Annotated in this window: 13 protein-coding genes; 10 read left to right on the top strand and 3 right to left on the bottom strand. The window is 60.1% G+C overall.

The features are described 5' to 3' along the window. Positions 1-59: 59 nt before the first annotated feature. A complete protein-coding gene (locus AB5I78_RS24340) occupies positions 60-2,555 on the top strand; it encodes a LuxR C-terminal-related transcriptional regulator (RefSeq protein WP_369302166.1) in 2,496 nt (831 codons plus the stop codon). A gap of 685 nt (positions 2,556-3,240) precedes the next feature. On the opposite strand, the gene AB5I78_RS24335 is transcribed toward AB5I78_RS24340, so the two are convergent. After that, a complete protein-coding gene (locus AB5I78_RS24335; protein ID WP_242201092.1) occupies positions 3,241-4,116 on the bottom strand; it encodes a helix-turn-helix domain-containing protein in 876 nt (291 codons plus the stop codon). Between the two features lie 137 nt (positions 4,117-4,253). Between AB5I78_RS24335 and AB5I78_RS24330 the strand changes: the two genes are divergently transcribed. Continuing rightward, complete coding sequence (locus tag AB5I78_RS24330; protein ID WP_369302165.1) at positions 4,254-5,165, top strand: DMT family transporter; 912 nt, start codon at positions 4,254-4,256, stop codon at positions 5,163-5,165. Positions 5,166-5,287: 122 nt separating this feature from the next. Here the strand turns inward: AB5I78_RS24330 and norR are convergent, their stop codons facing one another. Continuing rightward, on the bottom strand, positions 5,288-6,835 hold the full coding sequence (gene norR / locus AB5I78_RS24325) for a nitric oxide reductase transcriptional regulator NorR (protein ID WP_369302164.1): 1,548 nt from the start codon (positions 6,833-6,835) through the stop codon (positions 5,288-5,290). Positions 6,836-6,982: 147 nt separating this feature from the next. Here norR and hmpA point away from each other — a divergent pair, with 147 nt between their 5' ends. Next, positions 6,983-8,164 (top strand): NO-inducible flavohemoprotein, encoded by a 1,182-nt coding sequence (gene hmpA, locus AB5I78_RS24320; protein WP_369302163.1) that lies wholly within the window; start codon positions 6,983-6,985, stop codon positions 8,162-8,164. Between the two features lie 234 nt (positions 8,165-8,398). Continuing rightward, positions 8,399-8,905: a disulfide bond formation protein B gene (locus tag AB5I78_RS24315; protein WP_369302162.1), complete on the top strand. Its 507-nt coding sequence runs from the start codon at positions 8,399-8,401 to the stop codon at positions 8,903-8,905. Between the two features lie 474 nt (positions 8,906-9,379). Here AB5I78_RS24315 and AB5I78_RS24310 read toward each other — a convergent pair whose 3' ends face one another. Next, positions 9,380-9,670: a hypothetical protein gene (locus tag AB5I78_RS24310; RefSeq protein ID WP_369302161.1), complete on the bottom strand. Its 291-nt coding sequence runs from the start codon at positions 9,668-9,670 to the stop codon at positions 9,380-9,382. A 27-nt stretch (positions 9,671-9,697) separates the two neighbouring features. On the opposite strand from AB5I78_RS24310, the gene cyoA reads away from it, so the two are divergent. From cyoA to queC, 6 genes are all read left to right on the top strand, one after another. Then, positions 9,698-10,639 (top strand): ubiquinol oxidase subunit II, encoded by a 942-nt coding sequence (gene cyoA, locus AB5I78_RS24305; protein WP_119736759.1) that lies wholly within the window; start codon positions 9,698-9,700, stop codon positions 10,637-10,639. 3 nt (positions 10,640-10,642) lie between these two features. Beyond that, positions 10,643-12,661 (top strand): cytochrome o ubiquinol oxidase subunit I, encoded by a 2,019-nt coding sequence (gene cyoB / locus AB5I78_RS24300; protein ID WP_053257915.1) that lies wholly within the window; start codon positions 10,643-10,645, stop codon positions 12,659-12,661. 3 nt (positions 12,662-12,664) lie between these two features. After that, positions 12,665-13,291 carry a cytochrome o ubiquinol oxidase subunit III gene (locus AB5I78_RS24295; protein ID WP_056858318.1) on the top strand — a complete coding sequence of 209 codons (627 nt, stop codon included), beginning with the start codon at positions 12,665-12,667 and terminating at the stop codon, positions 13,289-13,291. Continuing rightward, positions 13,291-13,632, top strand: coding sequence for a cytochrome o ubiquinol oxidase subunit IV (gene cyoD / locus AB5I78_RS24290; protein ID WP_010206434.1), 342 nt, complete (start codon positions 13,291-13,293; stop codon positions 13,630-13,632). Before AB5I78_RS24295 ends, cyoD begins: the two co-directional genes overlap by 1 nt. A gap of 11 nt (positions 13,633-13,643) precedes the next feature. After that, complete coding sequence (cyoE, locus tag AB5I78_RS24285) at positions 13,644-14,531, top strand: heme o synthase (protein ID WP_106578233.1); 888 nt, start codon at positions 13,644-13,646, stop codon at positions 14,529-14,531. Between the two features lie 103 nt (positions 14,532-14,634). Beyond that, positions 14,635-15,333 (top strand): 7-cyano-7-deazaguanine synthase QueC, encoded by a 699-nt coding sequence (gene queC / locus AB5I78_RS24280; protein ID WP_106578234.1) that lies wholly within the window; start codon positions 14,635-14,637, stop codon positions 15,331-15,333. The last annotated feature ends 17 nt before the right edge of the window (positions 15,334-15,350 follow it).

Below are 15,350 nucleotides of genomic sequence, written 5' to 3'. Positions count from 1 at the left end.
CCGACCACAGGACTAGGGTAGGCGCCAGGTTGCATAACAATAAAAAGCAGGATGCAGCAATGACCGCCATGACACGCTGCCTGGACCGTCCTGGATTCATGCCACGGCTGTCCGCTCATCATCTGTTGCGCCCGCGCCTGGCCGGGCCTTTGCTGGCGGCGTCGGTCAGGGTGAAGCTGCTCTGCGCGCCCGGTGGCAGTGGCAAGAGCGCGTTGCTCGCCGAGTGTGCGTTGCAGGCGCCGGCGGAGTGTCAGGTGTATTGGCTGGCGCTCAATGGCGCCGTGCTCAGCCCCGATGATTTTTGCGCGCGGTTGGCGCTACACCTCGGTTTGTCGTTTGTCGACGAAGCCACCTTATTGCTCGACCTCAGCCGCTGGCACAGCCCGGCGTGGATATTTCTCGACGATTTCTGCCGCCTGCCGGCCCCCGAACTGGACGCCTTGCTCGACCGTTTGCTGAGCGCCGCCAGTCCGGCGCTGACCTGGTGGCTGGGCGCCCGGCGACGCCCGCTGTGCAACTGGCCGCGTCTGCTGCTCGACGATGAGTTGCTGGAATGCAGCGAGTTGATGTTCAACCCGGCGGAAATCCAGCAACTGCTCGGGCCCACGCACACCGTCGACAGCGTGATGCAGTTCAGCGGCGGTTGGTGCGCCGGCGTGCGCATCGCCTTGCTCGGTGACGGGCACCCGGACAAAACCTTGCTCGACTACCTGCAACACGAACTCTTCGGCACCTTGCCCGCCGAGCTGGCGGAGGCCTGGCGCGTGTTGGCGCATATGCCGCGCTTCAACCCGGGCCTGTGTGAGCACTTGTTCGGCTTTGGTGACGGCGATCACTACCTGCGCGACCTGCAAGCGCTGGGCGCATTCATCCAGCCGTGGGAGGACACCACCGATTGGCTGCAAATTTTTGCGCCACTGGCGCAACTGATCCGCGATGAGCCCTGGCCGGCCAAGCGCTCCTGGCATCGTCGCGCCTGCCAATGGTTCACCGCGCAGCAGGACTGGCAGGCCGCCTTTGAACAGGCGCTGCTGGCCGAAGCCTACGAGGTGGCGGTAAGCCTGTTGCAGCACTTCAGTTTTGAAGACTTGTTCCGTCACCACAACGCGGTGCTGCTGTTGCGTCTGCATGAACAGCATGGCGATGAATTAATGCTCGGCTCGGCGCAACTGGTGGGGTTGGTCACGGCGGCGTTGCTGTTTGCCGGACGCTTCGACCAGGCAGCCTTGTGTATCGATCAATTGGCGCGGTTCGCCCCGCAACCAACGGCGGCGCAACAGCGTTATCTGTTGGCCCGCTGGCAGGCGCAATGGGGCTGGCTGTTGCACTTGAGCGGCGATGCCCAGCGCTCCCGCGAGCATTTTCTCGAAGCGCTGCAAGCCTTGCCCGACAGCGCCTGGACCTCGCGCCTGATGTGCCTTTCGGGCCTGACCCAGCAAGCCCTGCTGCGCGGTGAACTGGACGTGGGCCAGGCCTTGAACCGCGAAGCCCTGTGCCTGGCGCGTGCACAGGGTTCGTTGGTGCTGGAGGCATTGCTGGAGCTCGATCACGCGCAACTGCTGGAACAACGCGGCGCGCCCTATCGGGCACAAAGCCTGTTGGAGCAGGTGCAGGCGATGCTGATGGGGCAGCGGCTCAAGGCCGGCCCGCTGGTGGGGCGGATTGCCTTGCGGCGCGGGCATCTTGCGTTGCGTCAAGGGCAGGATGCGCTGGCCTCCGAGTGTTTCGAGGCCGGGTTGGAAATGTGCCTGCACAGCCAGGACAAGCGCGTGCTGTACGGGTTTCTCGGCCTGGCGCTGCTGGCAGCGAACCGAGGCGATTACGCCCAGGCGTTCATCCAGCTGCGTGAGGCCGAGCGCTTGATGCAGCAACGCCAGGTACCGGACACGGTGTATCGCGCGGTGCTGCTGTTGGTCAGCGGGCATTTCTGGTTGCAGCAGGGCCGCGCCGAATTGACCCTGGAAGCGGTGCGCCGGGTGCTGCGTCACTTTCGCGGGCCCGGTGCCAAGCAGGCGCCGCCGGCCACGCTGGAACTGATCCCGCGCCTGGAGTATTTGCTGGTGCTGGCCGAAGTGAAGCTGGGCTGTGCCGAGCAGCCGATTGCACGGCTCAATGATTTGCTCGACACCACTCGGCAGCGCGGCATGCTGTGCCTGGAAACCGAGTTGCAACTGGTGCTGGGCGAGGTGGCCTGGCAGCTCGGTGATCCGCTGTTGGCTCGTCGGGCCCTGCAGGCAGGGCTGGCGCTGGCCGGGCGCTGCCAGGTTCAGCAGGCGATTCGCGAACTGCGGTTGCGCTCGCCAGGGCTATTGAGTGAACTGGGCCTGGAGGCACAGGCAGCGCCCAGCGGCGTGGCGGAAAACCCCCTGAGCCAGCGCGAGCTGCAAGTGCTGGAGTTGATCGCCCTGGGCAACTCCAACCTGGAAATCGCCGACCGGCTGTTTATCTCGTTGCACACCGTCAAGACTCACGCGCGGCGCATCCACAGCAAGCTCGGCGTGGAGCGGCGCACCCAGGCGGTGGCGAAAGCCAAGACATTGGGGTTGATGGCGTAGGCAGCGGGATCTACATAGCGTTTGAATGACGTCTCACGCTTTCGTGGCGAGCGGGCTTGCCCCGCGTTGGGCTGCGCAGCGGCCCTGTAGGGCATTGAGATTTTCCCGGTAGAGCGCGGCGGCTGTTTTTAGGGCTGCGCAGCGGCCCTGTAAGGGCATTGAGATTTTCCTGGTGGAGGGTGGCGGCTGTTTTTAGGGCTGCTGCGCAGCCCAACGCGGGGCAAGCCCGCTCGCCACGGGGGCGGGGCGGCTGGAGGGGTTGTGTTTAGGCGTGGAAGGCTTGGCGGTATTCGCTGGGTGTGGCGTCTCATGTTTTTGTGGCGAGCGGGCTTGCCCCGCGTTGGGCTGCGCAGCGGCCCTGTAAGGGCATTGAGATTTTCCTGGTGGAGGGTGGCGGCTGTTTTTAGGGCTGCTGCGCAGCCCAACGCGGGGCAAGCCCGCTCGCCACGGGAGTGGGGCGGCTGGAGGGTTGTGTTTAGGCGTGGAAGGCTTGGCGGTATTCGCTGGGTGTGGCGCCTCATGTTTTTGTGGCGAGCGGGCTTGCCCCGCGTTGGGCTGCGCAGCGGCCCTGTAAGGGCATTGAGATTTTCCTGGTGGAGCGTGGTGGCTGTTTTAGGGCTGCTGCGCAGCCCAACGCGGGGCAAGCCCGCTCGCCACGGGAGTGGGGCGGCTGGAGGGGTTGTGTTTAGGCGTGGAAAGCTTGGCGGTATTCGCTGGGTGTGGCGCCCATGGCTTGGCGAAAGCGATGGGTGAAGTGGCTGGCGCTGGAGAAGCCGCACATCCAGGCGATGTCGCCCAAGGGCAGTGTTCCGGCACGCAGCAGGCTTTGCGCGCGGGCCAAGCGTCGCGCCAACAGGTATTGATGGGGCGGCAGGCCGAAGCTTTGGCGGAACATCCGCGCGAAATGGTATTCGGACAGCGCGCACATCCCGGCCAATTGCCCCAGGCTGATCGGGTCTTCGAGGTGATGGTCGATGTAGTCCACCAACAGCCGGCGCTGATGCGCGGCCAATCCGCCTTTCAAACGCAAACCGTCGCGCGCGCCAACCTGGCTGAGCAAGGTGTGGCTGAGCATTTCATGGGCCAGGCTGCTGGTCAGCAGACGCTCGGCGGGCTCGTGCCAGTTGAGGGCGATCAACTGGTGAAAGCGCCGGGCCTGGCTGGCGTCTTCCAGAAAGGTGCTTTCGCGCAATTGCAATTCGCGCGGTTCGCGGTCCAGCAGGGTGACGCAGCCGAGGGCAAATTGCTCCGGGCTGAAGTACACATGGGCCAGGCGAATTTCACCATTGATCACCCAGGCTGACTGATGCTCGGCCGGCAGGATGCAGAGTTTGTCAGGGCCACCTTTGGTGCCGGGCTGATCACGGCGAAAGGTGCCGGTACCGCCGCCGATGTAGCAGGACAAGGTGTGGTGGGTGGGCGCCTGGTAGTCCTGAGCATCGTGATGGTTGCTCCACAACGCCGCAGACAACCCGTCACCGAGCTCGGCGCAGGCTTCGAGGCGTGCGTTGGGCGAGCGGTTAAGGGCTTGAAAGACTTGCAGGGATTCCAGCTCTGGCATGGTTGTTCTCTCCGACGCCTTGCATCCTACTCCGCAGCGCGGACGCTGTGATCCCGCCGCCCGACAAAAGCGCAAGAATGTGCAAGAGCGCGAGCCGGTCTGCGGGCAACACTGTGGCTCAATCGACGGAGCCCGCTATGAACCTTTTCCTGTACTTACTCACCGTGCTGATCTGGGGCACTACCTGGATCGCCCTCAAGTGGCAATTGGGCGTCGTGGCGATTCCCGTGTCGATTGTCTATCGCTTTGGCCTGGCCGCGCTGGTGCTGTTTGCGCTGTTGCTGCTCAGCCGCAAGTTGCAGGTGATGAACCGACGCGGGCACCTGATTTGCCTCGCTCAGGGCGTGTGCCTGTTTTGCGTCAACTTCATGTGCTTTCTGACGGCCAGCCAATGGATTCCCAGCGGCCTGGTGGCGGTGGTGTTTTCCACGGCCACGCTGTGGAATGCCCTCAATGCGCGGGTGTTTTTCGGTCAGCGAGTGGCGCGCAACGTGTTGATGGGCGGCGCGCTTGGATTAATCGGCCTGGGTTTTCTGTTCTGGCCGGAGCTGGTCGGGCACACCGCCAGCCCGCAGACGTTGCTGGGCTTGGGCTTGGCGCTGTTGGGGACTATGTGTTTTTCGGCCGGCAACCTGCTGTCGAGCCTGCAGCAGAAGGCCGGGCTCAAACCGTTGACCACCAATGCCTGGGGCATGGCCTACGGTTCGGTGATGTTGGCGATCTATTGCGCGGTGCGCGGGATACCGTTCGAGATGGATTGGAGTGCGCGTTATGTCGGCGCGCTGTGGTACCTGGTGATTCCGGGGTCGGTGATTGGTTTTACCGCCTACCTCACGTTGGTGGGCCGTATGGGCCCGGAGCGCGCGGCGTATTGCACAGTGCTGTTTCCGGTGGTGGCGCTGAATGTGTCGGCGTTTGCCGAGGGGTATCAGTGGACGGCGCCGGCGTTGATGGGGCTGGTGCTGGTGATGCTTGGGAATGTGTTGGTGTTTCGTAAGGTTAAACCGAGCCAGCCTGTGAACCCGATGCTCAAGGCAAAGCAAATCTGATGTGGGCGCTGGCTTGCCGGCGATGGCGGTAAGTGGATGAGCCGGCAGGTACACCGCTATCGCAGGCAAGCCAGCTCCCACATTGGAGCGGGTTGTTCCTACATTCAGGCTGGGTGATCGTTCTATTTGAGACCCAGACGTTTGGCCATGCGGCCGAGGTTGGCGCGGTCGAGGCCCAGTTCGCGGGCGGCGCTGGCCCAATTGTGCTGGTGGCGCTCCAGGCAGGCGCTGATGACTTGGCGCTGGTAGTGCTCGGTGGCCTGGCGCAGGTCGCCGGTGACAACAGGGGCCACATCGGCCGGTGCTTCGATTGCCGGCGGCGCGCTGACGTCGGGCAGGTCCAGGTCTTGGGCACTCAGGCTCAGGATCTTCGGACGTTCGCGACAGTTTCCCAGGGCTTTGAGTGCGCTACGTCCGATCAAATGTTCAAGCTCCCGCACATTGCCCGGCCAGTTATAAGCCAGCAGCGCCGCCTGTGCGTCACTGGTCAGGCGCAGGCTGCCCAGGCCCATGCGTGAACGGTTCTGCTCAAGGAAAAAGCCCGCCAGCAATAACACGTCACGGCCGCGTTCACGCAGCGCCGGTACTTGCAGCGGGTACACGCTCAGGCGGTGATAAAAGTCGGCACGGTAGCGGCCGTTGCGCACCTCTTCGGCCAGGTCGCGGTTGGTGGCGGCGATCAGGCGCACGTCCACTTGATGCTCCTTGTCCGAGCCCAGGCGCTGCAGTTGGCCGCTTTGCAGCACGCGCAACAGCTTGGCCTGCACGGTCAGCGACAACTCGCCCACTTCATCCAGAAACAGCGTGCCGCCATTGGCCAATTCGAATTTGCCGCGGCGCTCGTTCAGCGCACCCGTAAAGGCGCCGCGCACATGGCCGAACAGCTCGCTTTCCACCAGGGTTTCCGGGAGTGCGGCGCAGTTGAGGCTGATCAGCGGTTTGTCTGCACGCGGCGACGCGGCGTGGAGGGCCTGGGCGACCAGTTCCTTGCCGACGCCGGTTTCGCCGGTAATCAACACGGTCAGGTCGCTGCCGCCCACCAGCTTGATTTCCTCGACCAGGTGCTTGTGGGCCTTGCTCTGGCCAATCATTTCCTTGTGCTGCTGGCCGCTGGCCTGGCGGTAGATCTCGGCGCGCTGGTGCTCATCGTCGGCGCGCAAGGCCAAGCGCTCGATGCGTTCGGCGACGTTGACGGTGGCCGCTGCCAGGCTGGCGAAGGCTTGCAGGGCGTCGAGTTCGACACGTTCGAAGCGCTCGGTATCCAGCGCATCAAGGGTCAGCAGGCCCCAGGGTTTGTCGTCGATAAACAGCGGGCAGCCCATGCAGTCGTGCACTTGCAGGTGGCCGTGCAGGCCATCGACCAAACCATCGTAGGGGTCCGGCAGTTCGCTGTCGGCGTCAAAGCGGGTAGGGCCGGGGCTGCTCAGCAGCACCGCAAAGCGTGGGTGCTCGCTGACCTTGAAGCGTCGGCCGAGGGTGTCAGTGCTCAAACCGTCCACCGCCAACGGCACCAGCCATTCACCGTCCAGGCGCAACAGCGCGGCGGCATCGCACGGCAGCAGCGCGCGCATGGCCTGCAACAGGCGTCGGTAGCGCTCGCCTTCAGGCAGGTCGCGCGACAAGTCGGCAACCAGAGGCAGCAGGGTGGTGAGCAGCGATTGTGCAGTCATAATGACTCCTTGTAGTCCTTATGACTATAAAACGTAGGAAGTCATATTGACTACATTATATTTAACTCATTGAAAAATAACGGTTTATAAATTGGCACGAATACTGAGTACCTAAGGGCAATCAGTAAAAAGACCCAGGAGTCTGCCATGCTTAGTGCCCAAGACCGTGCCATCGTCAAATCCACTGTGCCCCTGCTGGAAAGCGGCGGCGAAGCGCTGATCACGCACTTCTACCGCCTGATGCTCAGCGAGTACCCGGACGTTCGCCCGCTGTTCAACCAGGCCAATCAGGTAAATGGCGACCAGCCCCGCGCCTTGGCCAATGGCGTGCTGATGTACGCGCGGCATATCGACCAGTTGGACCAACTGGGCGATCTGGTCGCGAAGATCATCAACAAGCATGTGGCCCTGCAGATCCTGCCGGAGCACTACCCGATTGTGGGGACGTGCCTGCTGCGGGCCATTTCCGAGGTGCTGGGCAGCGAGATTGCCACGCCCGAGGTGCTGAGCGCCTGGGGCGCCGCCTATGGCCAACTGGCCGATATCCTGATTGGCGCCGAAGCCGCCATCTACGACGAAAAGGCCCAGGCCCCGGGCGGCTGGCGCGGTGCGCGGTCGTTCCAGTTGGTAAAGCGCGTGGAGGAGAGCAACGAGATCATTTCGTTCTATTTTGCCCCGGTGGATAACGGCCCGATCCTGGCGGCCGCGCCGGGCCAGTACATCGGCATGAAGCTGATGATCGATGGCGAAGAAGTGCGCCGCAATTATTCCTTGTCGGCCCTGAGCGATGCGGGGCTGTACCGTATCAGTGTCAAGCGCGAGGCCGGTGGGCGGGTCTCCAACTACCTGCATGACCAGATGCACGTCGGCGCGACCCTCGACCTGTTTCCGCCATCGGGCGAATTCACCCTGGTCGCCAGCGACAAGCCACTGGTGCTGATCAGCGGCGGGGTGGGCATCACACCGACGCTGCCGATGCTTGAGGCAGCCCTGGCCACCGAGCGACCGGTGCACTTTATCCACTGCGCGCGTAACGGCGGGGTGCATGCATTCCGTGACTGGGTCGACGCCCTGGCGGCCAAGCACCCGCAACTCAAACGCTTCTATTGCTACGCAGAAGACGATGGCGTGAGCCCGGCGGCCGACAAAGTCGGGATGTTGAACCAGGCGCAACTGGCGGCGTGGTTGCCCGAGCAGCGTGACCTCGACGCCTACTTCCTCGGCCCTAAAGGCTTCATGGCCGCGATCAAGCGCCACCTCAAAGCCCTCGGTGTGCCGGAGAACCAGGCGCGCTATGAATTCTTCGGCCCGGCCGCGGCCCTGGAATAAGGTTTCCAGGCACAGCACTGTTCAACCTGTGGGAGCGGGCTTGCTCGCGAAGGCGCAGTGTCAGTCGACTTATATAGTGGCTGATCCACCGCCTTCGCGAGCAAGCCCGCTCCCACAATTGGTTTTGCATTCCTCCCGATTAATCCGCCGTTAACCCCTCTCTGTTTTAACCATCCCCTGTGTGTAAACTTGCGGCCATCAGGCACAACCATAATCAGGCAAAGGGAAACGGGGATGAGTGACGAATTGCGTTTAGGCAGGGAGCGGCGCTTTCTGGTGTTGCTGGGCATCATCTGCCTGGCGCTGATTGGCGGTGCGTTGTACATGCAGGTGGTACTGGGCGAGGCGCCATGCCCGCTGTGCATCCTGCAGCGCTACGCCTTGCTGTTGATCGCGGTGTTTGCGTTCCTCGGTGCCGCCATGCGCCGCAAAGGCGCGGTCACCTTCTTTGAGGGGCTGGTGGTCCTCAGCGCCTTGGGCGGCGTGGCTGCGGCCGGCCATCACGTGTACACGCAGTTTTTCCCTGCGGTCAGCTGTGGCATCGATGTCCTGCAGCCGATTGTCGATGACTTGCCGCTGGCCAAAGTCTTTCCCCTGGGCTTCCAGGTCGATGGCTTTTGCAGCACGCCATACCCGCCGATCCTTGGCCTGTCCCTGGCACAGTGGGCGCTGGTAGCGTTTGTGCTGACGGTGATCCTGGTTCCGCTGGGCATCTATCGCAATCGCCAACGCATGGCCTGACCCGGCCCACTGAAACGCCCTGTTCTCGCTTAATCGAAGGACGGGGCGTTTTTGTATGTAGGGTTTTGTGAAAGGGCCGTGACGAAGGGCAACTTGAGGTGCGCACAGCATGCGACATGTTGTCACACGGACGCTGTCGCAGGACGTTTCTGACGCGCCGCGCCGGCCCATAAATTTGCATAAAACGGCCAAGATGTGCTGTCAGTTCGTCGATTGAGCGGTGCCGCGAACGTCGCACCGTTCGCATCATTCGGTGATGTCCGAATGCCTTGTTTTATGGGGACTTGGATACGTTTTGCATGCCCTTACAAGGTGTAAGGGAAGGGCGCCCTCACGCAATAACACGGCAATTTTTGTGGTTTTTGTTGAGAATCGAACACGATAAGATCCCGAACCTTTGCAAGATTGGTGAAGGATTGTTGCTGGAATCGATAAAAATTATTTCTTTATAAGACATGGTTTATACATCGCTAGCTAACTACAATCGCCCGCACTGAATGTCCGGTGCTGTTCAATATTTGAGCATTGGAGCGGTCGAGGGGCAGATGGATGGCTCTGTGCGACCCCAGGTTCCGGCAGCCTTTCAACTATCCGCACCAAATGGAATTGGTCTGTAACAAGGCCTTTAGCCACGAAATCGAATAAGAACTCACCGCAGGTCCGTGAAACGTCAATGTATGGCGTGCCGGGCAGGCTCTTATTCAATCGAAGAGAAATGCCAACCCTTGGCAGGGTGAAGTGTTGGCGATCAAAACCCAACTGCATTGCGCAAGCTGCTTTAGAGGTCGTGAGATGAGTAAAAACAGGTACCCCCGATTACTAGGCTTTTTGCCGCTGCTTGGCATGTTGTTAATGCTGGGAGGCTGCAAGTGGACCTTGCTCGACCCAAAAGGACAGGTCGGTCTGGATGAACGAAACCTGATCATCACCGCCACCCTGCTGATGCTGCTGGTCGTGGTCCCCGTGATCATCATGACCTTCGCCTTCGCCTGGAAATACCGCGCGTCGAACACCAGCGCTACCTACGCGCCGAAGTGGTCGCACTCCACCAAGATCGAAATCGCAGTGTGGCTGGTGCCGATCCTCATCATCATTGCCCTGGGTTATGTGACCTACAAGTCCACCCACGCACTGGACCCGTACCGTCCGCTGGAATCCGACGTCAAGCCGATCAACATCGAAGTTGTCGCGCTGGACTGGAAGTGGCTGTTCATCTACCCGGACCTGGGTATCGCCACTGTTAACGAAATCCAGTTCCCGGAGCACACTCCGCTGAACTTCAAGATCACCTCCGACGCTGTGATGAACTCGTTCTTCATCCCTGCTCTGGGCGGCCAGATCTACGCGATGGCAGGCATGCAGACCAAGCTGCACCTGATCGCCAACCAGAAAGCTGAAATGGAAGGCATCTCCGCCAACTATAGCGGCGCTGGCTTCACCGGCATGAAATTCAAAGCGATCTCGACGAGCCAGGAAGATTTCGACGCCTGGGTAGCCAAAGTCAAGGCCGCACCTAAACAGCTTGATCAAGCTGAATACGATGCTCTTGCCAAACCAAGCCAGAACAACCCAGCCACTCTGTACTCCGCGTACACGCCGGACCTGTTTCAGAAAATCGTCGACAAGTACGAAGGTATGAAACCAGGCAAGCCGGTCAAGCACGAGAAGAAAGAAGTGGCCGCGGTTGAAGGTTCTGACACGGGCTCGCATTCAACTGCTGGGGCAGAGGAGTAAACGATGTTTGGTAAATTAAGTTGGGATGCGGTCCCGTTCCACGAGCCGATCGTGATGGTGACCATCGCCATGATCGCGCTGGGTGGTCTGGCACTGTTTGCTGCAATCACGTATTTCAAGAAGTGGACCTACCTGTGGACCGAGTGGTTGACCTCTGTCGACCACAAGAAAATCGGTGTCATGTACGTCATCGTTGCCATGGTCATGCTGCTGCGTGGTTTTGCCGACGCCATCATGATGCGTACCCAGTTGGCCATGGCCACCGAGGGTTCGCCTGGCTACCTGCCGCCTGAACACTATGACCAGATCTTCACCGCTCACGGTGTGATCATGATCATCTTCATGGCGATGCCATTCTTCACCGGCTTGATGAACCTTGCCTTGCCGCTGCAGATCGGTGCGCGTGACGTTGCCTATCCGTTCCTGAACTCCTTGAGCTTCTGGCTGCTGGTTTCCGGCGTGGTACTGATCAACCTGTCCCTGGGCGTCGGCGAATTCGCCAAGACCGGTTGGGTTGCGTATCCGCCGCTGTCGGGCATTCAGTACAGTCCGGGCGTGGGTGTGGACTACTACATCTGGGCGCTACAGTTATCAGGACTCGGGACGACACTGACGGGGGTCAACTTCCTGGCCACCGTCCTGAAAATGCGCGCCCCTGGCATGAAACTGATGGACATGCCGATCTTCACCTGGACCTGCACCTGGGCCAACGTCCTGATCGTGGCTTCGTTCCCGATCCTGGCCGCTACCATGGCGCTGCTGTCGCTTGACCGTTACCTGGATTTCCACATTTTCACCAATGAACTTGGTGGCAATCCGATGATGTACGTGAACCTGTTCTGGGCATGGGGTCACCCTGAGGTGTACATCCTGATCCTGCCAGCGTTCGGTATCTTCTCTGAAGTGATCTCGACCTTTACCGGCAAGCGCCTGTTCGGTCACCACTCGATGGTTTACGCATCGGGCGCGATCTCTGTACTGGGCTTCATGGTGTGGCTGCACCACTTCTTCACCATGGGCTCGGGGGCCAGCGTCAACGCCTTCTTCGGCTTGGCGACGATGCTGATTTCCATCCCGACGGGGGTGAAGCTATTCAACTGGCTATTCACCATCTATCACGGTCGTCTGCGTATCACCAGCCAGGTTCTGTGGACCCTGGGCTTCATGGTGACCTTCGCAATCGGCGGTATGACCGGCGTACTGCTGGCCATCCCGGGTGCTGACTTCGTACTGCACAACAGCTTGTTCGTGATCGCTCACTTCCACAACGTGATCATCGGTGGTGCTGTATTCGGTTACATCGCTGGTTTCAGCTTCTACTTCCCGAAAGCGTTCGGCTTCAAGCTGCACGAAGGCTGGGGCAAGGCTGCATTCTGGTTCTGGATCTCGGGCTTCTTCGTCGCGTTCATGCCGCTCTATGCACTGGGCTTCATGGGCATGACCCGTCGTCTGAACGCCACCACCAACCCTGAGTGGGTGCCGTACCTGTACGTCGCCATGTTCGGTGCGTTGATGATCGCTGCCGGTATCGCCTGCCAGTTGATCCAGCTGTACGTGAGTATCCGTGACCGTAAGCAGAACGCTTGCGAATCCGGCGACCCATGGAATGGCCACACCCTGGAATGGTCGACCTCGTCGCCACCTCCGTTCTACAACTTCGCTGTGATTCCTACTGCGAACACGATCGATGCGTTCACCGAAGCGAAGGAAGACGGTACTGCGTACCAGCAACCCAAGCATTACGAGCCGATCCACATGCCGAACAACACCGCCACTGGCGTGGTGATGGGCGCGCTGTTGACCGTGTTCGGTTTCGCGATGATCTGGCACATCTGGTGGCTGGCAATCGTGGGCCTGGTAGGCACCATCGGTTACTTCATCATTCACGCTGCCCGTGATGATCAAGGCTACATGGTGCCGGTCGAAACGATCGAGCGCATCGAAGCCGAGCAACACGCTCGCCTGGTAGCCGAGAAGAAAATCCCGGCCAACCGTGTAGAAACCTCGTTGGAACAGGCTTAAACCATGTCGAACTTAGTGACCAATGCTGGACACGCCCATGTCGATGACCATGGGCACGATGACCATCACCACGACTCGGGGCCAATGACCGTATTCGGTTTCTGGCTCTACCTGATGACCGACTGCATCTTGTTTGCGTCGATCTTCGCGGTGTACGCGGTACTGGTAAACAACGTAGCGGGTGGCCCGTCGGGCCACGACATCTTCGAACTGCCTTACGTGCTCGGCGAAACCGCCTTGCTGTTGTTCAGTTCGATCACCTACGGCTTCGCCATGCTGGCCTTCTACAAGGGCAGCAAGAAAGGCGTACTGAGCTGGTTGGCACTGACCTTCCTGTTCGGCCTGGGCTTCATCGGCATGGAGATCAACGAGTTCCACCTGCTGATCTCCGAAGGCTACGGCCCGCACCGTTCCGGCTTCCTGTCCGCGTTCTTCACGCTGGTAGGCACCCACGGTCTGCACGTATCTGCCGGCCTGCTGTGGATGGCGGTGATGATGTATCAGGTCAATAAACACGGCCTGACCAACACCAACAAGACTCGCCTGAGCTGCCTGAGCCTGTTCTGGCACTTCCTGGACGTGGTCTGGATCTGCGTCTTCACCGTTGTTTACCTGATGGGGACCCTGTAATGGCTAATGCACACTCCCATGACCATGACAGCCATGATGCGAGCCACGGCAGCGTTAAGTCGTACGCCATCGGCTTCATCCTGTCGGTAATCCTGACGCTCATCCCGTTTGGTCTGGTGATGTACCCGACCCTGCCGAAGTCCATCACGTTGATGATCGTTCTGGCGTTCGCGGTGATTCAGGTTCTGGTTCACCTGGTGTACTTCCTGCACCTGGATCGTTCCAAAGAGCAGCGCGATAACGTGATTGCATTTGTGTTCGCAGGCCTTGTGATCCTGCTGCTGGTTGGTCTGTCGATATGGATCATGTTCAGCATCCACACGTTCATGATGGCGAAGTGAGGTAAGACCCGATGTCGCTTAAGCACTTTATCCAAATCACCAAACCGGGGATCATTTTCGGTAACGTGCTTTCTGTGGCAGGCGGTTTCTTCCTGGCCTCCAAGGGACATGTCGATCTGGCCATCTTCCTGGCTGCAATGATCGGCACCTCCCTGGTGGTAGCTTCCGGTTGTGTATTCAACAACTGCATTGACCGCGACATCGATATCAAGATGGAACGCACCAAGAACCGCGTGCTGGTCCAGGGCCTTATCTCCCTGAAACTGGCACTGCTGTTCGCGACCGTCCTGGGTGTTGCCGGCGTCGTGTTGTTGTACAAGGTGGCCAACCCGTTGGCGGCGCTGTTTGCCGTGATCGGCTTTGTCATCTACGTCGGCCTTTACAGCCTGTACCTCAAGCGCAAGTCGGTTCACGGCACGCTGGTGGGCAGTCTGTCGGGGGCGATGCCGCCGGTGATTGGTTATGTGGCTGTGACCAATAGCTTCGACATGGCCGCGCTGGTGCTGCTGGTGATGTTCAGCCTGTGGCAGATGCCGCACTCTTATGCCATCGCGATTTTCCGCTTCAATGACTACCTGGCTGCGTCGATTCCGGTTCTGCCGGTCAAGCGTGGCATCCAGGTGGCCAAGAAACACATCCTGCTCTACATCCTGGCCTTCCTCGTGGCGACCTTGATGTTGACCTTCAGTGGCTATGCCGGCATGAGCTACCTCGCCGTCGCTGCCGCCATGGGCATGTACTGGTTGTACATGGCCTGGACCGGCTACAAGGCGGTGGATGACACCGTCTGGGCGCGCAAGCTGTTCGTGTTCTCGATCTTCACCATCACCGCGCTCAGCGTGATGATGTCCCTGGATTTCCAGGTACCGAAAGAGCTGTTGCTGACCTACGCACACTGAGTCATCGAGCAGTAAAAAACCCCGCCTTCGCAAGAAGCGCGGGGTTTTTTATGGAGTGGCCTTTAAACTATTCCCTAATTCTACAAATGCAGGAAGCAAACCGATGAGTAAAAAAGCCGTTATCGTATTCAGTGGCGGGCAGGACTCGACGACCTGTCTGATCCAGGCACTGCCGCTGTATGACGAAGTTCACTGCATTACCTTCGACTATGGCCAGCGCCATGTGGCAGAAATCGAGGTCGCCCAGAAGCTCGCCAAGCAGTTGGGCGCTACCGTTCATAAAGTCATGGACGTGTCCCTGCTCAACGAGTTGGCCATCAGCAGCCTGACCCGCGACAACATCCCGGTGCCGACCGTGAACAGTTCAGGCGACAGCCTGCCCAGCACCTTTGTGCCGGGTCGCAATATTCTGTTTCTGACCCTGGCGTCGATCTACGCCTATCAGGTAAAGGCGCAAACCGTTATTACCGGGGTGTGCGAAACCGACTTCTCAGGCTATCCCGATTGCCGCGATGAGTTCGTCAAAGCGCTGAACAAGGCGCTTGAACTGGGCATGGAGTACACACTGCGCCTGGACACCCCGCTGATGTGGCTGAACAAGGCCGAAACCTGGGCCCTGGCGGATTACCATAATCAGTTGGACCTGGTTCAGCACCAGACCCTGACTTGCTACAACGGCATCCTCGGCAGCGGTTGCGGTAACTGTGATGCGTGCAACTTGCGGGCTCGCGGCCTGAATGACTACCTGCAGAACAAGGCCGATGTGATGCACAGCCTCAAGCAGAAGTTGCAGCTGAACTAAATCAGCCCACACCTGCC

This window comes from Pseudomonas sp. N2-3-1-14, from assembly GCF_041228395.1.
Taxonomy (GTDB): Bacteria; Pseudomonadota; Gammaproteobacteria; order Pseudomonadales; family Pseudomonadaceae; genus Aquipseudomonas.
Note: the sequence above shows the minus strand (reverse complement) of the source record. Positions and strands in the feature narration are given on the sequence as shown.